This is a genomic window from Pseudomonas sp. BN411 (assembly GCF_029871235.1).
Classification (GTDB): Bacteria; Pseudomonadota; Gammaproteobacteria; order Pseudomonadales; family Pseudomonadaceae; genus Metapseudomonas.
The window spans coordinates 1-19719 of the sequence record NZ_SSOM01000067.1 but is presented as its reverse complement, the minus strand read 5'-3'; the positions used below and the strand labels follow the sequence as shown (position 1 = coordinate 19719).

Below are 19719 nucleotides of genomic sequence, written 5' to 3'. Positions count from 1 at the left end.
GCGTCGATGAGCCTCAATCTGTGGGCAATAAAAAACCGGGCACCTGGCCCGGTTTTCTTGCTGCGGTTTCGCCTCAGAAGGACAGGCGATAGTGCAGGCTGTAGGTCTCGACGCCGTCGTTCGGCTGTTTGATGCCGGCGTTGGAGTAGTGCAGAGCGCGCAGACCGACTTCCTGGTTGGCGAAGCGCAGGCCCAGGCCCAGGCGGTCCTCGAACTGGAAGGAGGTGCTCAGGTCGTTTTCTTCCAGGTCGGTGTCGGAGAACAGCGCCACGCCGATACCGGCTTCGATGTAGGGCTTCACGGTTTCGCCGGCGAATTCGTAAACGAATACCGGGGAGAAGGAAACGCTGTGGTTGCTGGCCGTTTCGTCGCCGTCCCAGTAGCTATAAGCGGCGTCCCAGTAGCCAGTCAGGCGACCCACGTCGCTCTGGAACCAACTGCTGGAGAAATCGAATTGGGTGCCCAGGCGATACACCATGGTGGATTCGCCGGTCTGGCCAATATCCAGGGAAACGTCCGCAGCCTGCGCGGAAACGATCTGACCCAGAGAAATGGCTGCTGCTGCGGCCCAGCAGAAAAGCTTCTTCATGAAAACAATCCTTTTTCTGAAGTGCTGACAGAATTCGTTAATACCTAGCAGCGATTATAGAGAGCTTTTTAATCGGGGAAAGATATCCAGCGGAGCTTTCCGTCAGTTTGGGAACTTGTCCACCCGAGCGGACTCACCCCACAGTACTGGCAGGATTTCCTGCGTCGCCGCCGGATCACCGCTGGACCAGAAACGGCAGGGCTCTGCCGGTCCCTCTGCCAGCAACTCGCCGGCCTCCAGCAAGCGCTGCACTTGGCGCGCTACCGCGGCGCCCGTATCGATCAGGCTGATCGAGTCCGGCACCATCTGGTGCAACAGCGGACGCAGGAAGGGGTAATGGGTGCAGCCAAGGATCAAGGTATCGCAGCCCTCAGCCAGCAAGGGCTGGACATAACCCGAGAGCAGGGAATGCGTCTCCGGCCCCATCAGGTCGCCTGCCTCGATGCGCTCCACCAGGCCCGGGCAGGGCTGGGTGATCACTCGCACATCCCCGGCAAAGCGATCCAGCAACGCTGCGAACTTGGCGCTCTTCAGCGTGCCGGTGGTTGCCAGCACACCCACCACGCCACTGCGGGTGGCGGCGGCAGCAGGCTTGACCGCTGGCTCCATGCCGACGATGGGCAGCTGTGGATAACACTCGCGCAGGTCAGCCACCGCAGCGACCGTAGCGGTGTTGCAGGCCAGCACCAGAGCCTTGGCGCCCCGCTCGAGCAGAAACTCTGCAATGCGGTGGCTGCGTTCGCGGATGAAATCCGCGCTCTTCTCGCCATAGGGAACGTGGCCGCTGTCAGCGACGTAGAGCAGCGACTCGCCGGGCAGCAGGGAGCGGATTTCCCGCAGGACGGAAAGACCGCCGACGCCCGAGTCGAAGACCCCGATCGCGGCGGCTTCAGGCATGCCGCGCTCCGCAGACTTCGCAGGCCGGGTCGCGCTTGACCCGCAGCTCGCGGAAACGACTGCCCAGGGCGTCCACCAGCAGCAGACGGCCCACCATGGGCTCACCAAAGCCGGCGATCAGCTTCAGGGCTTCCAGGGCCTGCAGGCTGCCTACCAAGCCCACCAGCGGGCCGACCACGCCGGCTTCGCTGCAGGTCAGTTCGGCTTCGCTGCCGTGGCCATAGAGGCAGTGGTAGCAGGGGCTGTCGTCACGGCGCGGGTCGAACACGGAAAGCTGGCCTTCGAGGCGGATGGCCGCGCCGGATACCAGCGGCTTGCCAGCTGCCACGCAAGCCGCGTTGACTGCCTCGCGGGTACCGAAGTTGTCGGTGCAATCCAGCACCAGGTCGACCGCTGCTACGGCGGCTGCCAGGGAGTCTTCGTCCAGCGCGCGGGCGTGCGGCACCAGGCGCACGTCAGGGTTCAGTGCCGAAAGGCGCGCCATGGCCGAATCGACCTTGCTCTGCCCGACGCTGTTGCTGTCGTGGACGATCTGCCGCTGCAGGTTGGTCAGGTCGACGGTGTCGAAGTCCGCCAGGTGCAGCTCACCGACGCCGGCTGCGGCCAGATAGAGAGAAACCGGCGAGCCGAGGCCGCCGAGGCCGACGATCAGGACGCGACCCTGCTTCAGGCGCAGCTGGCCGTCGACATCGATCTGCGGCAGCAGGATCTGCCGGCTGTAGCGAAGGAGTTCCTGATCACTCAGCATGGCCATTGCCCCAGGGAGATACGTTCATGACCGCCCAGGTCACAGCGGCTTTCCACCTGCTGGAAGCCCTGGCGTTCCAGCAGATCACGTACGGCCGGGGCCTGGTCGTAGCCATGCTCCAGCAACAGCCAGCCGCCGGGCAACAGATGCCGTGGCGCGTTCTGGATGATCTGCCGGATGTCGTCCAGGCCATCGGCGCCAGCCACCAGCGCACTGGTGGGCTCGAAGCGCACATCGCCCTCGACCAGGTGCGGGTCCTGGGCGCGAATGTACGGGGGATTGCTGACGATCATCGCAAAGCGTTGCCCGCCCAGCGCGGAGAACCAGTGGCTTTCCACGAACCGGGCATTGTTCAGTTTCAGTCGCGCGCGGTTGCGCTCGGCCAATTCCACGGCAGCAGCAATGCGATCGACACCGGTGATCTTCCAGCCCAGGCGCTCACAGGCTAGGGCCAGGGCAATGGCGCCGGTGCCGGTACCCAGGTCGAGCACCTCGGCCGGATTGGCGGGCAGCAGCGCCAAGGCGGTTTCCACCAGCAGTTCGGTGTCCGGGCGCGGGATCAGGGTGTCCGGCGCCACCTCCAGGTCCAGGCTCCAGAAACCCTGGTGACCGAGGATATAAGCCACGGGCTCGCCACTGCGGCGACGATCCAGGTAGCTGGCATAACGCTCGGCCGCTTCGCTGGAAACCACGCGTTCCGGCCAGGTATGCAGGAAGCTGCGCGGCTTGCCTAGGGCGGCGGAGAGCAGTAGTTCGGCGTCCAGGCGCGGGGTGGGCGAGTCCGGCAGGCGGGCTTCGCCGAGGAGGCTGGCGATGATGGTCACGTCAGTCTCCCAGGGCCGCCAGTTGGTCCGCCTGGTATTCGGCGAGCAGCGGCTCGATCACCGCTTCCACGCCACCGGCCATGATGTCGTCCAGCGCGTAGAGGGTGAGGTTGATGCGATGGTCGGTGACCCTGCCCTGCGGATAGTTGTAGGTGCGGATACGCTCGGAGCGGTCGCCGGAGCCCACCAGTAAACGGCGGGTGTCAGACATTTCCTTGTGGGCGGCGGCTTCCTGTTGGTCGTTCAGCTTCGCGGCCAGCCAGGCCAGCGCCTTGGCTCGGTTCTTGTGCTGGGAACGCTCTTCCTGGCACTCGACCACGATGCCCGACGGGATGTGGGTGATACGCACCGCCGAGTCGGTCTTGTTGACGTGCTGGCCGCCAGCGCCGGAAGCGCGGTAGGTATCGACGCGCAGGTCGGCCGGGTTGATCTCGATGGCGGCCTGCTCATCCGGCTCCGGCAGCACGGCAACGGTGCAGGCGGAGGTATGGATGCGGCCCTGGGATTCGGTTTCCGGAACCCGCTGAACCCGGTGCGCGCCGGACTCGAACTTGAGCTTGGCGTAGACGTTATCGCCTTCGACGCGGGCGATCACTTCCTTGTAGCCGCCGTGTTCACCCTCGTTTTCGGAGAGGATCTCGACACGCCAGCCCTGGCGCTCGGCATAACGGGAATACATGCGGAACAGGTCGCCGGAGAAGATTGCCGCCTCGTCGCCACCGGTGCCGGCACGGACTTCCAGGAACACGTTGCGGCCGTCGTTGGGGTCCTTGGGCAGCAACATGCGCTGCAGGCGGTCTTCTAGATCCACCAGTTGTTCGCGGGCCTGGGCCACTTCTTCCTCGGCCATTTCGCGCAGGTCGGGGTCGCTGTCCTTGAGCAGCGCCTGGGCGCCTTCGAGGTCACCCTGGACCTTGCGGAACTCGCGGAACGCGAGGATCACCGGCTCGACCTCGGCGAACTCCTTCGAGTAAGCACGGAACTTGCCCTGGTCACTGATGACTTCGGCGTCGCCGAGCAGGGCGGTAAGTTCCTCGTAGCGGTCCTGGAGGAGGTCGAGCTTGTTCAGCAGGGAAGCTTTCATTGCGAACTTTTATCCGAGCCCTCGTCGAGGGCGAACAGTTCCTGGGCCACGGCAAGCGCGTCGAAGCGGCCGTCGGCGGAGAGTTTCTTCAACTGCACGCTGGGAGCGTGCAGCAGCTTGTTGGTCAGGCCACGGGCCAATTGGGCCAGCACTTCGTCGGCCGAGGTACCGTTCTGCAGCATGCGCTGGGCCTTGGCGACCTCTTCATCACGCAGACGCTCGGCCTGCTGGCGATAGGCACGCAGCACGTCGACTGCCGCCAGTTCGCGCAGGCGCTGCATGAAGTCCTCGACGCCGGCGCCCACCAGCTCTTCGGCGGCCTGGGCCGCGCCCTGGCGGCTCTTGAGGTTTTCCGCGACCACCTCGTGTAGGTCGTCCACGGTATAGAGGTAGACGTCGTCCAACTCGCCCACTTCGGGCTCGATGTCACGCGGGACGGCGATGTCGACCATGAAGATCGGCTTGTGCCGGCGCTGCTTCAGCGCGCGTTCCACCGCACCCTTGCCGAGGATCGGCAGCTGGCTGGCGGTGGAGCTGATCACGATATCGCTGTTGACCAGTTCCTGAGGCATGTCGGCCAGCAGCACGGCGTGGGCACCGAACTCTTCGGCCAGCAGGCTGGCGCGCTCCAGGGTGCGGTTGGCAACCACGATGCGCTTCACGCCCTGCTCATGCAGGTGGCGGGCGACCAGGGTGATGGTTTCGCCGGCGCCGATCAGCAGTGCCTGGCTACGGTGCAAGTCGGAGAAGATCTGCCGGGCCAGGCTGACAGCGGCGAAGGCCACGGAAACCGGGTTCTCGCCGATGGCGGTGTCGGTGCGCACGGTCTTGGCGGTGCTGAAGGTGGCCTGGAACAGGCGACCGAGCAGCGGGCCGACGGTACCGGCCTCGCGAGCCACGGCGTAGGCGGACTTCATCTGACCGAGTATCTGCGGCTCGCCAAGGACCATGGAATCCAGCCCGGAGGCCACCCGCATCATGTGGCGAACGGCGTCATCGTCCTGGTGCACGTACGCGCAGGCGCGCAACTCTTCCAGGCTGAGGTTGTGATAGCCGGCCAGCCAGGCAAGCACTTCATCTGCGCTGGGATGATCCTGCTCCAGATACAACTCGCTGCGGTTGCAGGTGGAGAGGATGGCCGCCTCGCGACTGGGCGTGATGCGACACAGCTGCTGCAAGGCCTCCACCAACTGCTCGGGAGTGAAGGCCACACGTTCGCGGACGTCCACCGAAGCGGTCTTGTGGTTGATACCAAGAGCAATGAAGGCCATGCAGGGTCGCTAATAGAAACGGGAGGGCGCGCAATTGTCCTACTTCACCCGAACGACGACAACCACCGATGATAATTGTCTGGCCGAACAGGTTTTCCCCAGCCGCAGGTTAGGCCCCGCCCCATGTGCTAGCCTGACGGCTTGTGTCATGATGAACCACTCGCTGGTTAGTCGCCTTCCTTCCTATGAATAGATCCCTCGCGTTGCTGACCGCCCTCCTGTTCCTCGGCGGCTGTCAGAGCTTGACCCACAAGTCCCCGGACGGCACCCCGCCGATCGAGGAAGGCAACCAGGCCTCCACGCCCGCCAAGCCTGAGGTCTATGGCTCGTTCAACCGCGAAACCCTCTATGCCCTGCTCGCCGCCGAACTGGCCGGGCAGCGCAACCGCTTCGACATCGCCCTCGGCAACTATGTGCAGCAGGCCAATGCCACTCAGGACCCGGCCGTAGCCGAGCGCGCCTTCCGCATCGCCGAGTACCTGGGCGCCGACCAGGCAGCCCTGGATACCGCGCTGATCTGGGCGAAGAACGCCCCCGACAACCTCGATGCCCAGCGCGCAGCCGCCGTGCAGCTGGCCCGCGCCGGCCGCTATGACGAAGCCATGGCCTATATGGAGAAGGTGCTCCAGGGCCAGGGCGACACCCATTTCGACTTCCTTGCCCTTTCCGCTGCCGAAACCGACGCAGACACCCGCGCCGGCCTGCTGCAGAGTTTCGACCGCCTGCTGGCCAAGCACCCCGACAACAGCCAGCTGGTGTTCGGCAAGGCCGTGCTGTTGCAGCAGGATGGCCGCACCGAAGAAGCCCTCAAGCTGCTCGAAGGGGTGCCCGCCGATGACAAGGAAATTGCTCCGATCCTGCTCCGCGCCCGCCTGCTGCAGGCGCTCAAGCGTGGCGACGAAGCCCTGCCGCTGCTGCAGAAATCCATCAAGCAGCATCCGGACGACAAGCGCCTGCGCCTGACCTACGCCCGCATGCTGGTGGAGCAAGGCCGCCTGGATGAGGCCAAGTCCGAGTTTTCCGGGCTGGTCCAGCAGTTCCCCGATGACGACGATCTGCGCTACTCCCTGGCGCTGGTATGCCTGGAAGGCGAAGCCTGGGACGAAGCCCAGGTCTACCTGGAAGAACTGGTGGACCGTGGAAGCCACGTCGACTCCGCCCACTTCAATCTCGGCCACGTCTACGAAAAGCGCGGCGACAAGGAAAGCGCGCTGATCGAGTACGCCCTGGTCAGCCCCGGCAACGACTACCTGCCGGCGCAGATGCGCCAGGTGGACATCCTCCTGGACAGCGGCCGCGCCGACGAGGCTGAAGCCCGACTGGCCAAGGCCCGCGAAACCCAGCCCGACTATGCCATCCAGCTTTATCTGATCGAAGCCGAGAGCCTGGCCGAGCGTCAGCAGCCGGAACGCGCCTGGAAGGTCGTGCACCAGGGCCTGCAACAGTTCCCGGACGACCTCAACCTGCTATACACCCGCGCCATGTTGGCGGAGAAGCGCAACGACCTGGCCCAACTGGAGAAGGACCTGCGCTTCATCATCGAGCGCGAGCCGGAAAACGCCATGGCGCTGAACGCCCTCGGCTACACCCTGGCCGACCGCACCACGCGCTACGACGAAGCCAAGAAGCTGGTGGAACAGGCCCACAAGCTGAACCCGGATGACCCGGCGATTCTCGACAGCCTCGGCTGGGTCAACTACCGCATGGGTAACCTGCCGGAGGCCGAACGCCTGCTGCGCCAGGCCCTGCAGGAGTTCCCCGACCACGAAGTAGCCGCACACCTGGGCGAAGTGCTGTGGGCCCAGGGCAAGCAGGTCGAAGCCCGCAAGGTCTGGGCCGATGCCCTGCAGAAGCAGCCCGACAGCGCCATCCTCCGAGACACCCTGCAACGCCTGACCGGCTCCGGAAACATCTGATCCATGCGTTTACGTAACTTCCTGGCCGCCGGTGCGCTCGTCCTGCTCACCGGTTGCGCCGCCCTAGCCCCCCACGAAACCCTCGAAGGCCAAGGTAACCAGGCCAGTTGGAACGCCCACAAGACCCAGATCAGCGCCCTCGATGGCTGGCAGATCAGCGGCAAGGTGGGCATCCGGGCCCCCAAGGATTCCGGCAGCGGCACCCTGTTCTGGCTGCAGCGCCAGGACTATTACGACATTCGCCTGTCCGGCCCGCTGGGGCGCGGCGCGGCTCGCCTGACCGGTCGCCCAGGCAAGATCGAACTCGAAGTGGCCAATCAGGGCCGCTATCAGGCCGAAACCCCTGAAGCTCTGCTGGAAGAACAACTCGGCTGGCGCCTGCCGGTTTCCCACCTGCTCTGGTGGGTACGCGGCCTGCCCGCACCGGACAGCCGCAGCCGGCTGACCCTCGACGGCGACAGTCGCCTGGCCCGTCTCGAGCAGGATGGCTGGCAGGTGCAGTACCTGAGCTACGTGGAACAGAACGGCTATGCCCTGCCCGAGCGCATCAAGCTCAGCGGCGAAAACCTTGACGTCACCCTGGTGATCAAGGACTGGCAGCCGCGCCAGCTCGGCCAGTGACATGCAGGACGCGCAACTCATCCTGCCGGCTCCGGCCAAGCTCAACCTGATGCTGCATATCCTCGGCCGTCGCGCCGATGGCTATCACGAGCTGCAAACGCTCTTCCAGTTCCTCGACCACGGCGATGAGCTGGGCTTTTCCGTGCGCCAGGATGGTGAAATCCACCTGCGAACCGACGTGCCGGGCGTTCCCCATGACAGCAACCTGATCGTCCGCGCCGCCCGCAAGCTACAGGCCGAATCCGGTTGCCACCTGGGCGCCGACATCTGGCTCGACAAGCGCCTACCCATGGGCGGCGGCATCGGTGGCGGCAGCTCTGATGCGGCCACCACCCTCCTTGCCCTGGACCATCTGTGGAACCTGGATTGGAGCGAGGATCGCCTGGCCGCGCTGGGCCTCACCCTGGGCGCCGACGTGCCGGTATTCGTGCGCGGTCGTGCGGCCTTCGCGGAAGGGGTGGGCGAGCAGCTGACCCCGGTGGAACTGCCGGAACCCTGGTTCCTCGTCGCAGCGCCGCAAGTCTTTGTCAGCACAGCAGAAGTTTTCTCCGATCCCGAGTTGACACGGGATACTCCGCCCATTAAAGTTCGCAGCCTTCTTGAGGGGGGCGGTCGTAATGACTGCCAGCCGGTGGTCGAGAAGCGTTACCCGGATGTACGTAACGCGCTGATCTTGTTGAATAAATTCACTTCAGCTAGATTGACCGGCACTGGAGCTTGTGTGTTTGGGAGCTTCCCAAACAAAGGCGATGCTGATAAAGTTCGCCGCCAACTTCCGGCCACTCTGCCGAGCTTCGTAGCCCAGGGCCGCAACATCTCCATGTTGCACCGCAAGCTTCAAAGTCTGGCTTGAGAAGGAATGCAAGACTGTCGGTTGTCCGATACAGGGGCGTCGCCAAGCGGTAAGGCAGCAGGTTTTGATCCTGCCATGCGTTGGTTCGAATCCAGCCGCCCCTGCCATTAACCCAACGGGTTATACGCACAACGAAACGAAAGTCCTGCATAGCGAGTTACACACATAGGGGCGTCGCCAAGCGGTAAGGCAGCAGGTTTTGATCCTGCCATGCGTTGGTTCGAATCCAGCCGCCCCTGCCATACACTTGAAAAGCTGTTCAAAAGCCCACGGCCTTTGAACGGCTTTTTGATTCATCAGGTCTACCCTCAGCCGGCAGGTACTGCGCGTGTCCAAGATGATGGTCTTCACGGGGAATGCCAACCCCGATCTGGCGCGTCGCGTCGTACGTCAACTGCATATTCCCCTCGGTGATGCCTCCGTAGGCAAATTCTCCGACGGCGAAATCAGTGCTGAAATCAATGAAAACGTCCGCGGCAAGGACGTCTTCCTGATCCAGCCGACTTGCGCACCGACCAACGATAACCTGATGGAACTGGTGGTGATGGCTGACGCCTTCCGCCGTTCCTCGGCCTCCCGCATCACTGCGGTCATCCCCTACTTCGGCTATGCCCGCCAGGACCGCCGTCCGCGTTCCGCCCGCGTGGCCATCAGCGCCAAGGTAGTGGCTGACATGCTGACCGTCGTCGGCATCGACCGTGTACTCACCGTCGACCTGCACGCCGACCAGATCCAGGGCTTCTTCGACATTCCGGTGGACAACATCTACGGTTCCCCGGTCCTGGTCGACGACATCGAAGACCAGCGCTTCGAAAACCTGATGATCGTTTCCCCGGACATCGGCGGCGTGGTTCGCGCCCGTGCCGTGGCCAAGTCCCTCGGCGTTGACCTTGCGATCATCGACAAGCGTCGTCCGAAGGCCAACCAGTCCGAAGTCATGCACATCATCGGCGATGTCGAAGGCCGCACCTGCGTGCTGGTCGACGACATGGTCGACACCGCTGGCACCCTGGGCCACGCAGCCAAGGCCCTGAAGGACCACGGCGCCGCCAAGGTCTACGCCTACTGCACCCACCCGGTGCTGTCCGGTCGTGCCATCGAGAACATTGAAAACTCCGTGCTGGACGAGCTGGTGGTGACCAACACCATCCCCCTGTCCGCCGCGGCACAAGCCTGCTCGCGTATCCGTCAGCTGGATATCGCGCCGGTTGTGGCTGAAGCGGTTCGCCGCATCAGTAATGAGGAATCGATCAGCGCGATGTTCCGCTAAGCGGCCATCCCTGACGAAACGCGCCCCGCTCAGGCGGGGCTTTTTGCCCAACCGCCCGGATGCTGGTCGCAAGCATTACGGGCGTTTTGGTTATTTTGGAGAACTGTAATGACTGATTTCGCCCTGAATGCCGAAGCGCGTTCCGACCTGGGGAAAGGTGCGAGCCGCCGCCTGCGTCGTAATGCCGACCTGGTTCCCGCCGTTATCTACGGCGGCGAGAAAGCCCCGGTATCCGTAAGCCTGCTGGCCAAAGAGCTGGCCAAGCTGCTGGAAAACGAAGCTGCTTTCAGCCACGTGATCGCCCTGAACGTTGCCGGTGCTACCGAATCCGTTCTGATCAAGGCCCTGCAGCGTCACCCGGCCAAAGGCTTCGTACTGCACGCTGACTTCCAGCGCGTAGTTGCCGGCCAGAAACTGACCGCCCACGTACCCCTGCACTTCATCAACGAAGCTACCTCCGTTGGCGTGAAGCAAGGCGGCGGTGAAGTTTCCCACACCATCGCTGAAGTCGAAGTCTCCTGCCTGCCGAAAGACCTGCCGGAGTTCATCGAAGTCGACCTGGCCAAGGTCGAAGTAGGTCAGACCATTCACCTGTCCGACCTGAACCTGCCGAAAGGCGTCGAGCTGGTGGCCCTGGCCCACGGCAACGACCTGGCAGTTGCCAACATCCATGCTTCCCGCGTGGTGAAGGAAGAAGGCGAAGCCGAGTAATTTCTTACTCTGTATCAGCCTGATAAAGGGCCCCTGTAGTGACTGCCATTCAACTGATCGTCGGCCTGGGTAATCCAGGCCCCGAATACGACCAGACCCGGCATAACGCAGGGGCCCTTTTCGTTGAGCGCCTGGCCGACCGCGAACGCGTCAACCTGAGCCTCGACAAGAAATATTTCGGCCTGGTCGGAAAGTTCTCCCACCAAGGTCGCGACGTTCGTCTGCTGATCCCCACCACCTACATGAACCGCAGCGGCCAGTCCGTAGCGGCGCTGGCTGGGTTCTTCCGCATTCCGCCCGAAGCCATCCTCGTGGCCCACGACGAACTCGACATGCCCCCCGGCGTCGCCAAGCTCAAGACCGGCGGCGGCCACGGCGGCCACAACGGGTTGCGCGACATCATCGCCCAGCTCGGCAACCAGAATTCGTTCCATCGCCTGCGGCTTGGCATCGGCCATCCGGGGCACAGCAGCCTGGTATCCGGTTTCGTACTCAGCCGCGCCCCGCGCAGCGAACAGGAACTGCTCGACACCAGCATTGATTTCGCCCTCGACGTGATGCCTGAACTGCTCGCCGGTGACCTCACCCGCGCCATGCAGAAGCTGCACAGTCGCAAGGCCTGAACCCACTCCGCGCAGAGGCACATACCATGGGATTCAATTGCGGCATCGTCGGCCTGCCCAACGTCGGCAAGTCCACCCTGTTCAACGCCCTGACCAAGTCCGGCATCGCAGCGGAGAACTTCCCCTTCTGCACCATCGAGCCGAACAGCGGCATCGTGCCGATGCCCGACATGCGTCTCAACGCGCTGGCCGAGATCGTCAAACCCGAGCGCGTGATCCCCACCACCATGGAATTCGTCGACATCGCCGGCCTGGTTGCGGGCGCGTCGAAAGGTGAAGGCCTGGGCAACAAATTCCTCGCCAACATCCGCGAAACCGACGCTATCGCCCACGTGGTGCGCTGCTTCGAAGACGAGAACGTCATCCACGTCTCCAACAGCGTCGACCCGAAGCGCGACATCGAGATCATCGACCTCGAACTGATCTTCGCTGACCTCGACAGCTGCGAGAAGCAACTGCAGAAAGTTGCCCGTAACGCCAAGGGCGGCGACAAGGACGCCCTGGCGCAGAAGGCCCTGCTGGAAAAACTCATCCCCCACTTCAGCGAAGGCAAGCCGGCGCGCTCCCTACTGAAGAACCTGGGCGACGACGAAAAGCGCCTGGTTCGCGGCTTCCACCTGCTCACCAGCAAACCGGTGATGTACATCGCCAACGTTGCCGAAGACGGCTTCGACAACAACCCGCACCTGGACGTGGTCCGTGCCATCGCCGAGGAAGAAGGCGCCATCGTGGTTCCGGTGTGCAACAAGATCGAAGCCGAGATCGCCGAACTCGACGACGGCGAAGAGAAGGACATGTTCCTCGAAGCCCTCGGCCTCGAAGAGCCCGGCCTGAACCGCGTGATCCGCGCCGGTTACGACCTGCTCAACCTGCAGACCTACTTCACCGCTGGCGTGAAAGAAGTCCGCGCCTGGACCGTCCGCGTCGGCGCCACCGCCCCACAGGCAGCCGCCGTTATCCACACCGACTTCGAAAAGGGCTTCATCCGCGCCGAAGTGGTCGCCTACGACGACTTCATCCAGTTCAAGGGTGAAAACGGTGCGAAAGAAGCCGGCAAATGGCGCCTGGAAGGCAAGGAATACATCGTCAAGGACGGCGACGTGATGCACTTCCGCTTCAACGTCTGATCCACAAGAAAGCCCCGGACCTCCGGGGCTTTTTCTTTCGTAGGATGGTGTAGAGCGCAGTGAACCCCATCACCTCCCCCTCCCCTATCCCACCGAATACCAACGCGCCCTCCTGAAAAGCCCTCTCACCGCCTAAACGCTTGAAAGATCACAAAATTATCTAAGGAAAGGGGTTGACAGCTCTCCTAGAGATACGGAAAATGCGCGCCACTCGGCTACATAGCTCAGTCGGTTAGAGCGCAGCATTCATAATGCTGATGTCCCAGGTTCAAGTCCCGGTGTAGCCACCATACAAAACAAAGGGTTAGCGAAAGCTAGCCCTTTGTGCTTTCTGGGGTAGTGACTACGAGGTTACTGCTCCCTGCCTACCTCTCCCCCAACCGCCCTACTGGTGCTCGTGGGGAACGCCATCGCTATTCGCTAGTCATCACCACAAGCCCAACTCGCGCAATGCTTCGTCATGGCCATCGACGAGTGGACAAGGATCCGCTGCGGACCAAGACGATGAAGTAAATTGCTTGCTGGCAGTCGCCTATCCTCACTATTCCCTCTGGCTGATTTCAGGAAGAATCGCCCCTGAACAGGCATCGAAACTTCGACCTTTGCCGGTCGGACCCTGCTTCATACAGTGGCGCAGGTGATAGCAACCAGTAATGCATGCACCGGTTCCTGAGCCTCACAATTCGCCCATACGGACAGATGAGAAAGTGAAAGACGACTTCGAAAGCATTCGAGCAGAACGCGAAACTCCGCCTCACCGCGTGGCCCCCACCAGAAACTACGCGGGACTCTGGAAGCAGATCGCGCTGGGTATCATCGTCGGTTACACCGTGCTTGGCATCGTGAGCACGATTGGCTGGTTTATCTTCCTCAAGCTCAGCATGGGCAGTTTGCAGATCGCTATTCCCTGAGTGGGAGATGTAGACCGCTCTACCGAAAGTCCGAACCCTCCGTACGAAACCGCTGAACTCCACCTTCTCCCGTAGCACACCTTTCCGCTCCGTGGTCCCCTTCCCCGGTCATCCATGCGAGGCAATCCACATGCAGATTCATGTTGGCGAACGCAGGGAAGGTGACGTGCTTACGCTGAGGGTGCTGGAAGGAGTCTGCGAATCAGTGTTGATGGAGATGTTGAAGGCGGAGGGGATCGAGATCGTGGTTGGGCCGATTGTGAATGGCTCGGCGCGGCTCGAGGTTCGGGCGCCCAAAAGGATGTTGTTCCTGGTGGAGAAGGCTCTACCGGGGCCGCCGGAGATTGATTCCGGGTGAATGTGGAAACCCCGCTTTGGCGGGGTTTTCTTTTTATGGGGGGCGGGAGATCGGTGCCTGGGGTGGAACTCCCCCTCCCTGAAGACGAGAGGGGGAGCAAAAGCCCTAAAGCGCAGCCAGGATGCCCTGCCCCACTACCTGGGTTGTCTCGAAGCCGAAGTCGGCCTTGCCTTCTTCCCGCAGGAAGTTTTCCACAGCGGTTTCCAGGCGTTTAGCGAGCGCGGGCTTCTGCCAGTGGTAGCGCAGCAGCAGGGCCACGCTGAGGATCGCGGCAATGGGGTTGGCGCGGCCGCTGCCGGCGATGTCGGGGGCGCTGCCGTGGACGGGTTCGGCCAGGGCCATGTGGTTGCCCCAGTTGAGGGAAGGCGCCAGGCCGAGGCCACCGCTCCAGTGGCAGGCGAGGTCGGAAAGGATGTCGCCGAAGAGGTTGGTAGTCACGATCAGGTCGAAAGCTTCGGGTTGTTCCACCAGTTGCAGGGCAGCGAGATCCACCAGGCGTTCGTCGATTACGGCGGCCCAGCCTTCCCCTTCCAGCACTTCGCGGCAGGTGTCGCGGAACAGGCCGCAGGTCACGGGTAGGACGTTGGCCTTGTGGACCAGGGTGATGCGCCGAGCCTTGCGTGCCTTGGCCACTTCCAGCGTGCGGCGGGCAAGGGCCTCGCAGGCATCACGACTGATGACCCGTTCGGCAATGGCGACGCCTTCGGATTCCCAGTGCTCGCGGCCGCTGTAGAGGCCTTCGCTGTTCTCACGCAGGATCATCAGATCCACCCCGGACCGGTGCGACACGCAAGGCCAGCTGCGCACCGGGCGCAGGTTGGTGTTGAGCTGGAGAACCTGGCGCAGTTGCAGGATAGCGCTGCGATAGCCGGGCACACGCTGGCCGGTGGGAGAGGAAACGGCGCCGAAGATGCCCGCCCCGCTGTCGCGCAGGGCCTGGAAGGTGGTTTCGGGCACGGCACTGCCGGTGCGCTGGAAACAGTCCCAGCCAGCCTCGGCTTCCACCGTTTTCAGGTCGGGCAGGAGTTTCTCCAGGGCCTCGACTGCCACCGGCACTACTTCGCGGCCGATGCCGTCCCCGGGGATGACAACTAGCGTGTGCATGGGCTCACCTCAATGAGGGGCGCGTCGCCAACAGCAGGCCGGCGAAGATCATCGCCCCACCCAACCAATGGTAGGCCTGCAATCCCTCGCCCAACAGCAGATAACCGAGCAGCGCGGTGAACACCGGCATCAGGTAGTTGGTGAGCACGGCCTTGGCCACACCCAGCACGCGGATGCCCTGGTTCCACAACAGGTAGGCCAGGAGAGAGGCGCAAAGCCCGGTGTAGCCGATGGCAGCAAAGTTCTCAGTGGACAGCTCGAAGCGCTGCCCACTGGCCAGTTCCAGCAGATAGAACGGCAGCAGCATGGGCACGCCGCACGCCACCAGCGCGCCCAGCAGCACCAGCGGCGGCAGCTTGAAGTAGCTATTCCAGCGACGCAGCAGCAGGGTGTAGAGCGCCCAGTCGACCACGGCAAGCAGCATGATCAGGTCACCCGGGTTGAACGACAGCGCGGCCAGTTGCGCCAACTGCCCCTGGGCGATCAGCACCAGCAGGCCGCAGGTCGCTACCGCCATGCCAAGCCAGGCGCGCCGGGGCGGCCACTCATTGAGCAGTACGCCGGCCCCAATGAAGGTGGCCAGCGGCAGACAGGTGTTGAGCAGGGTGAGGTTGATGGCCACCGTGGTACGCGCGGCGAAGTAGAGCAGCACGCTGTAGGTACTGATCCCCAGGGCAGCCACCACCAACAGGCGCCAGCCGGCGTAACGCAGCGCACTGCGATGTTCCCACATGGGACGGGCAACGAAGGGCAGGAGGATGACCAGCGCCAGGGTCCAGCGCCAGAACGCTAGCGTGAAGGGTGGAATGGCATCGTGGAAGGCGCGGGCCACAAGGGCGTTTCCGGCCCAGAAAACGCTGGCCACAAGCAGGCCTAGCCAGGCCAGGGTAACGGCCCGGCTGTTGGGATTTGACATGGTTCAGCTCTGTCCGAGTGGGCGCAGGCGGTACTGCGGCGGCAATTGTTCCATGCCGCTGACGGTGACGTTGAGGTTCTTCCAGATGCCGTCCTTGATGCCGTAGATGCAGCCGTGGACGGACAGTTCCTGGCCACGGTGCCAGGCGTTCTGGACGATGGTGGTGTGGCTGACATTGGCCACCTGCTGGATAACGTTCAGCTCGCACAGGCGATCGACGCGCTCTTCGTCGGTGGCGAAGGTAGCCAGGTGCTCGCGCTGGTCGTAGTAGAGGTCGCGGATGGTCCGCAGCCAGCCGTCGATCAGGCCGTACTGGGTGTCGCGCATGGCAGCGCGGACGCCGCCGCAGCCGTAATGGCCGGTGACGAGGATGTGGCGCACCTTGAGCACATCCACCGCGTACTGGATGACCGACAGGCAATTGAGGTCGGTGTGCAGCACCACGTTAGCCACGTTGCGGTGGACGAAGAGGTCACCGGGCAGCATGCCGACGATTTCGTTGGCCGGCACGCGAGCGTCGGAGCAGCCGATCCAGAGGTATTCCGGCACCTGCTGCTTGGCCAGCTTGGCGAAGAAGTCCGGGTCTTGCTGCTTGATCTTCTCGGCCCAGCGGGCGTTGTTGTCGATCAACTGTTGCAGGTCGCTCATGCGTCTTCTCCTCTCGTGGCTGGCGGCACCTTACGGAGCGCCGGGAGCTTTGGCAATGGCCTGCGCGGGGTTCAGTCGATCAGCGTGCAGGCCATGACCAGGGCGTCTTCGCGGCCACCCACGGCGGGGTAGTAATCGCGGCGACGGCCGATTTCGTTGAAGCCGTAACGCTCGTACAGGCGGTAGGCGGACTGGTTGCTGGCGCGCACTTCAAGGAAGCATTCACCTGCTTTCAGCTCCATGGCGCGTTCCATCAAATGCTCCAGTAGGCGCAGACCCAGGCCTCGGCCCTGGCTTTCCGGCTTGACGGTGATGTTCAGCAGGTGCGCCTCGTCGATGATGACGTTGATCACGCCATGGCCGACCTGCTGGTCGCCTTCGAACATCAGCCAGCAATCGTAGGACTTGAGGCTGTCGGTGAAGATGCCGCGCGTCCAGGGGTGGCTGAAGGCGGCATATTCGATTTTCAGGACGGCATCGAGGTCCGCCTCGGTCATCGGGCGGAAGGAAACGGCATCGGTCATTCAGTGTGCTTCCAGCGGCGCATCACTCGGCGCATGGCTTGCCAGAGTTCGCTCTTGCGCTCGGGCTCGTCCATCAGCAGTTCAAGGCCCGGCAGGGCCCAGGCGGCGCCGAGGCCTTCGACCTGGAGTTCGCGATTGAAAGCGGCGGCATCGGCTTCACCGGCGAAGCGCACCGCCGGCAGGCCCACGAGCCAGAGGCAGGCGCAGTCGCGCTGCTCTTCCATTCGCATACCGACGAAGCCCTGGACGAAGTCGCGGGCGGCGTCGGGGCCCTGGTCCATATTGCCGCGGCTGAGCAGCGGCCAGCGCACCGGCTCGCCGAGTATCTGCGGGCTGTCCGGCAGGCCGGCGGCGCGCAGCAAATCCTTCAGCAGCAGGTAGGCCGGGTCGCGGCTCTGAAAGGGTTCTCCGGTGGGCAGTTCCACCAGCAGCAGGCAGTTGCCGGCACGCAGCAGCTGCAGGGAGAAGCGCGGCGGGGGCAGCACTTCCACCTTGGCCGGGGCGGTTTCGGGCTCGGCTGCAGCTTCGGGTTCGGGTTGCACGGCCGGGCGCGGGGTGCTGCCAGGGCGCGGAATCTCGATCCTGGCGCGCACCGACGTCGCCGCCGGACGGGCCTCGGCGGCTGGCGCTTCGGGGGTTACGTCGGCGACTGGCGCGGGGGCATCCTCAAGGAGGACTTCCGGGGCCAGCGCCAGCAATTCGGGGTTGGAGGGCGCGGCAAAGGGCAATGCCGTGCGAGGTAGCCAGGTGGCTACCTGCATGGCATCGAGATACGCGCGACGACGGTGTTCTGTGATCAAACGTCAGCAACCTGTGGATGAGCCTTGCGCACGCCTGCCTGCATCAGGTTCAGCGCGTTGAGGTAGGCCTTTGCGGAGGCGACAACTATATCGGTATCCGCACCGTTTCCGTTGACGATTCGTCCGGCTTTTTCCAGGCGGACGGTAACTTCACCCTGGGAATCGGTGCCCTGGGTGATGGCGTTGACCGAGTAGAGCTGCAGGCTCGACTCGGACGTGGCCAGGCTTTCGATGGCCTTGAAGGTGGCGTCCACCGGGCCGGAGCCTTCGGCACTGGAGCCCTGCTCCACGCCGTCGATGGACAGCACGAGCTTGGCATGGGGCACTTCGCCGGTCTTGGACGCGACCTCCAGGTAGACCAGCTTGAAGTGTTCCGGGGCTTCCTCGCCCAGGGTGTCGGAGACCAGCGCCTGCAGGTCTTCATCGAAGATCTCGTGCTTCTTGTCCGCCAGCTCCTTGAAGCGAGCGAAGGCGGCATTCAGGTCGGCCTCACTGCCCAGCGCAATGCCCAGCTCCTCCAGACGGGTGCGGAAGGCATTACGCCCCGAGTGCTTGCCCAGCACCATCTTGTTGGTGTGCCAACCGACGGACTGGGCGGACATGATCTCGTAGGTCTCGCGGTGCTTGAGCACGCCGTCCTGGTGGATACCCGATTCATGGGCGAAGGCGTTGGCGCCGACGATGGCCTTGTTCGGCTGCACCGGGAAGCCGGTGATGCCGGAGACCATGCGCGACGTGCTGAGGATGTGCGGGGTGTCGATGTTGGTGTAGACGCCGAGCACGTCCTGGCGGGTCTTGATGGCCATGACGATCTCTTCCAGCGCAGCGTTGCCGGCACGCTCGCCCAGGCCGTTGATGGTGCATTCCACCTGGCGCGCGCCGACGGCGACCGCCGCCAGGGAGTTGGCCACCGCCAGCCCCAGGTCGTTGTGGCAGTGCACCGAAAACACCGCCTTGTCGGCATTGGGGATGCGCTGCAGCAGCTGGCGCATGGTGTCCGCGTACTGGTGCGGAATGGCGTAGCCAACGGTGTCAGGGATGTTGATGGTGCGGGCACCAGCATCGATGGCGGCTTCGATGATGCGGCAGAGGAAGTCGATCTCGGAGCGGCCGGCATCTTCGCAGGAGAACTCCACGTCAGCGCAGAGGTTGCGCGCACGCTTCACCGCGCGAATGGCCTGTTCCACCACCTGGTCGGGCTCCATGCGCAGCTTGTACTGCATGTGGATGGGGCTGGTGGCGATGAAGGTGTGGATGCGTCCGGAGTTGGCCCCAGCCAGCGCCTCGGCGGCGCGGTCGATGTCAGCGTCCACCGCGCGGGACAGGCTGCATACGGTGCTGTCCTTGATGCTGTCAGCAATGGCCCTAACCGCCTCGAAGTCACCGGGGCTGGCAATGGCGAAGCCTGCCTCGATCACATCCACCCGCATCCGTTCCAGGGCCTTGGCGATGCGCAGCTTCTCTTCCTTGGTCATGGAAGCGCCGGGGCTCTGCTCGCCGTCCCGCAGGGTGGTATCGAAGATGATGACGCGATCTTGGCTGCTCATGGCTCGCTCCTCACGGCCCCACCGTGCGTGCGGCCGGGGCTCTGGCTGATGGTGCCGGACTGCTTGTGGCGACGGCTCCAGATCAGGGAATTGTGGCGTGAAAAGCGGTGGGCGGAAAGGTCGGTGGGCGGGTGGTAGATAGGGGCCAGAGAAACACTGTAGGGGCGAATTCATTCGCCAAGGGCGGCGCAGCTGCCCCAACCGACCATGCTGGGCAGCCCTTCGGCCTGCTTCGCGAATGAATTCGCCCCCACAAGAAAAGATCCGCTCCCGGAAATCCTGGTGGGGGCGACTTTAGTCGCTGAGGGGCCGTAGCGGCCCCACGACAGCCACAGGCCGAACCTTCGGTCCGGTCAGCGAATGAATTCGCCCCCACA

The 19719-nt window shown here is 63.6% G+C and carries 21 protein-coding genes and 3 tRNA genes; 12 read left to right on the top strand and 12 right to left on the bottom strand.

What is annotated here, in order from left to right; all coding sequences use genetic code 11:
* Positions 1-73 precede the first annotated feature (73 nt).
* From E8F06_RS12745 to hemA, 6 genes are all read right to left on the bottom strand, one after another.
* Positions 74-589 (bottom strand): acyloxyacyl hydrolase, encoded by a 516-nt coding sequence (locus E8F06_RS12745; RefSeq protein ID WP_280367638.1) that lies wholly within the window; start codon positions 587-589, stop codon positions 74-76.
* 102 nt (positions 590-691) lie between these two features.
* On the bottom strand, positions 692-1486 hold the full coding sequence (murI, locus tag E8F06_RS12740) for a glutamate racemase (protein WP_280367636.1): 795 nt from the start codon (positions 1484-1486) through the stop codon (positions 692-694).
* Complete coding sequence (locus tag E8F06_RS12735) at positions 1479-2234, bottom strand: molybdopterin-synthase adenylyltransferase MoeB (protein ID WP_280367633.1); 756 nt, start codon at positions 2232-2234, stop codon at positions 1479-1481. Before E8F06_RS12735 ends, murI begins: the two co-directional genes overlap by 8 nt.
* On the bottom strand, positions 2228-3058 hold the full coding sequence (gene prmC / locus E8F06_RS12730) for a peptide chain release factor N(5)-glutamine methyltransferase (RefSeq protein WP_280367631.1): 831 nt from the start codon (positions 3056-3058) through the stop codon (positions 2228-2230). Before prmC ends, E8F06_RS12735 begins: the two co-directional genes overlap by 7 nt.
* Before the next feature lies 1 nt (position 3059).
* Positions 3060-4142: a peptide chain release factor 1 gene (prfA, locus tag E8F06_RS12725; RefSeq protein ID WP_151136852.1), complete on the bottom strand. Its 1083-nt coding sequence runs from the start codon at positions 4140-4142 to the stop codon at positions 3060-3062.
* On the bottom strand, positions 4139-5413 hold the full coding sequence (gene hemA, locus E8F06_RS12720) for a glutamyl-tRNA reductase (RefSeq protein WP_280367629.1): 1275 nt from the start codon (positions 5411-5413) through the stop codon (positions 4139-4141). Before hemA ends, prfA begins: the two co-directional genes overlap by 4 nt.
* Before the next feature lie 185 nt (positions 5414-5598).
* On the opposite strand from hemA, the gene E8F06_RS12715 reads away from it, so the two are divergent.
* From E8F06_RS12715 to E8F06_RS12660, 12 genes are all read left to right on the top strand, one after another.
* The gene (locus E8F06_RS12715) at positions 5599-7329 is read left to right on the top strand and encodes a tetratricopeptide repeat protein (protein WP_280367627.1); all 1731 of its coding nucleotides are present in this window, start codon (positions 5599-5601) and stop codon (positions 7327-7329) included.
* Positions 7330-7332: 3 nt separating this feature from the next.
* Positions 7333-7950, top strand: coding sequence for a lipoprotein insertase outer membrane protein LolB (lolB, locus tag E8F06_RS12710; RefSeq protein ID WP_280367625.1), 618 nt, complete (start codon positions 7333-7335; stop codon positions 7948-7950).
* A 1-nt stretch (position 7951) separates the two neighbouring features.
* Positions 7952-8803, top strand: a complete 852-nt coding sequence (gene ispE / locus E8F06_RS12705; protein WP_280367622.1) for a 4-(cytidine 5'-diphospho)-2-C-methyl-D-erythritol kinase — start codon at positions 7952-7954, stop codon at positions 8801-8803.
* Between the two features lie 32 nt (positions 8804-8835).
* A tRNA-Gln gene (locus E8F06_RS12700) sits at positions 8836-8910 on the top strand.
* 60 nt (positions 8911-8970) lie between these two features.
* A tRNA-Gln gene (locus E8F06_RS12695) sits at positions 8971-9045 on the top strand.
* 86 nt (positions 9046-9131) lie between these two features.
* Positions 9132-10073, top strand: a complete 942-nt coding sequence (locus tag E8F06_RS12690) for a ribose-phosphate pyrophosphokinase (protein ID WP_028629917.1) — start codon at positions 9132-9134, stop codon at positions 10071-10073.
* Positions 10074-10181: 108 nt separating this feature from the next.
* A complete protein-coding gene (locus tag E8F06_RS12685; RefSeq protein ID WP_280367619.1) occupies positions 10182-10784 on the top strand; it encodes a 50S ribosomal protein L25/general stress protein Ctc in 603 nt (200 codons plus the stop codon).
* Between the two features lie 38 nt (positions 10785-10822).
* Entirely contained in the window at positions 10823-11407 is a 585-nt protein-coding gene (pth, locus tag E8F06_RS12680; protein ID WP_077524268.1) for an aminoacyl-tRNA hydrolase, read from the top strand.
* 26 nt (positions 11408-11433) lie between these two features.
* Entirely contained in the window at positions 11434-12534 is a 1101-nt protein-coding gene (gene ychF / locus E8F06_RS12675; RefSeq protein WP_280367617.1) for a redox-regulated ATPase YchF, read from the top strand.
* A 213-nt stretch (positions 12535-12747) separates the two neighbouring features.
* A tRNA-Met gene (locus E8F06_RS12670) sits at positions 12748-12824 on the top strand.
* A gap of 417 nt (positions 12825-13241) precedes the next feature.
* Entirely contained in the window at positions 13242-13445 is a 204-nt protein-coding gene (locus E8F06_RS12665) for a hypothetical protein (RefSeq protein WP_190830608.1), read from the top strand.
* Positions 13446-13575: 130 nt separating this feature from the next.
* Positions 13576-13803: a hypothetical protein gene (locus E8F06_RS12660; protein WP_280367612.1), complete on the top strand. Its 228-nt coding sequence runs from the start codon at positions 13576-13578 to the stop codon at positions 13801-13803.
* 105 nt (positions 13804-13908) lie between these two features.
* Here the strand turns inward: E8F06_RS12660 and E8F06_RS12655 are convergent, their stop codons facing one another.
* From E8F06_RS12655 to E8F06_RS12630, 6 genes are all read right to left on the bottom strand, one after another.
* Complete coding sequence (locus tag E8F06_RS12655) at positions 13909-14907, bottom strand: isocitrate/isopropylmalate family dehydrogenase (RefSeq protein WP_280367610.1); 999 nt, start codon at positions 14905-14907, stop codon at positions 13909-13911.
* A gap of 4 nt (positions 14908-14911) precedes the next feature.
* The gene (locus E8F06_RS12650) at positions 14912-15823 is read right to left on the bottom strand and encodes a DMT family transporter (RefSeq protein ID WP_280367607.1); all 912 of its coding nucleotides are present in this window, start codon (positions 15821-15823) and stop codon (positions 14912-14914) included.
* 3 nt (positions 15824-15826) lie between these two features.
* On the bottom strand, positions 15827-16471 hold the full coding sequence (gene can / locus E8F06_RS12645; protein WP_280367605.1) for a carbonate dehydratase: 645 nt from the start codon (positions 16469-16471) through the stop codon (positions 15827-15829).
* A gap of 71 nt (positions 16472-16542) precedes the next feature.
* Entirely contained in the window at positions 16543-16995 is a 453-nt protein-coding gene (gene rimI, locus E8F06_RS12640; protein WP_280367603.1) for a ribosomal protein S18-alanine N-acetyltransferase, read from the bottom strand.
* The gene (locus E8F06_RS12635) at positions 16992-17795 is read right to left on the bottom strand and encodes an energy transducer TonB (RefSeq protein WP_280367601.1); all 804 of its coding nucleotides are present in this window, start codon (positions 17793-17795) and stop codon (positions 16992-16994) included. Before E8F06_RS12635 ends, rimI begins: the two co-directional genes overlap by 4 nt.
* Complete coding sequence (locus tag E8F06_RS12630) at positions 17792-19342, bottom strand: 2-isopropylmalate synthase (protein ID WP_280367599.1); 1551 nt, start codon at positions 19340-19342, stop codon at positions 17792-17794. The genes E8F06_RS12635 and E8F06_RS12630 overlap by 4 nt, the downstream gene beginning before the upstream one ends.
* Positions 19343-19719 lie beyond the last annotated feature (377 nt).

Coding starts and splice junctions, on each gene's coding strand:
- E8F06_RS12745 (WP_280367638.1), bottom strand. CDS start 589: ATGAAGAAGCTTTTCTGCTGGGCCGCAGCAGCAGCCATTTCTCTGGGT.
- murI (WP_280367636.1), bottom strand. CDS start 1,486: ATGCCTGAAGCCGCCGCGATCGGGGTCTTCGACTCGGGCGTCGGCGGT.
- E8F06_RS12735 (WP_280367633.1), bottom strand. CDS start 2,234: ATGCTGAGTGATCAGGAACTCCTTCGCTACAGCCGGCAGATCCTGCTG.
- prfA (WP_151136852.1), bottom strand. CDS start 4,142: ATGAAAGCTTCCCTGCTGAACAAGCTCGACCTCCTCCAGGACCGCTAC.
- hemA (WP_280367629.1), bottom strand. CDS start 5,413: ATGGCCTTCATTGCTCTTGGTATCAACCACAAGACCGCTTCGGTGGAC.
- E8F06_RS12715 (WP_280367627.1), top strand. CDS start 5,599: ATGAATAGATCCCTCGCGTTGCTGACCGCCCTCCTGTTCCTCGGCGGC.
- lolB (WP_280367625.1), top strand. CDS start 7,333: ATGCGTTTACGTAACTTCCTGGCCGCCGGTGCGCTCGTCCTGCTCACC.
- ispE (WP_280367622.1), top strand. CDS start 7,952: ATGCAGGACGCGCAACTCATCCTGCCGGCTCCGGCCAAGCTCAACCTG.
- E8F06_RS12685 (WP_280367619.1), top strand. CDS start 10,182: ATGACTGATTTCGCCCTGAATGCCGAAGCGCGTTCCGACCTGGGGAAA.
- ychF (WP_280367617.1), top strand. CDS start 11,434: ATGGGATTCAATTGCGGCATCGTCGGCCTGCCCAACGTCGGCAAGTCC.
- E8F06_RS12660 (WP_280367612.1), top strand. CDS start 13,576: ATGCAGATTCATGTTGGCGAACGCAGGGAAGGTGACGTGCTTACGCTG.
- E8F06_RS12655 (WP_280367610.1), bottom strand. CDS start 14,907: ATGCACACGCTAGTTGTCATCCCCGGGGACGGCATCGGCCGCGAAGTA.
- E8F06_RS12650 (WP_280367607.1), bottom strand. CDS start 15,823: ATGTCAAATCCCAACAGCCGGGCCGTTACCCTGGCCTGGCTAGGCCTG.
- can (WP_280367605.1), bottom strand. CDS start 16,471: ATGAGCGACCTGCAACAGTTGATCGACAACAACGCCCGCTGGGCCGAG.
- rimI (WP_280367603.1), bottom strand. CDS start 16,995: ATGACCGATGCCGTTTCCTTCCGCCCGATGACCGAGGCGGACCTCGAT.
- E8F06_RS12630 (WP_280367599.1), bottom strand. CDS start 19,342: ATGAGCAGCCAAGATCGCGTCATCATCTTCGATACCACCCTGCGGGAC.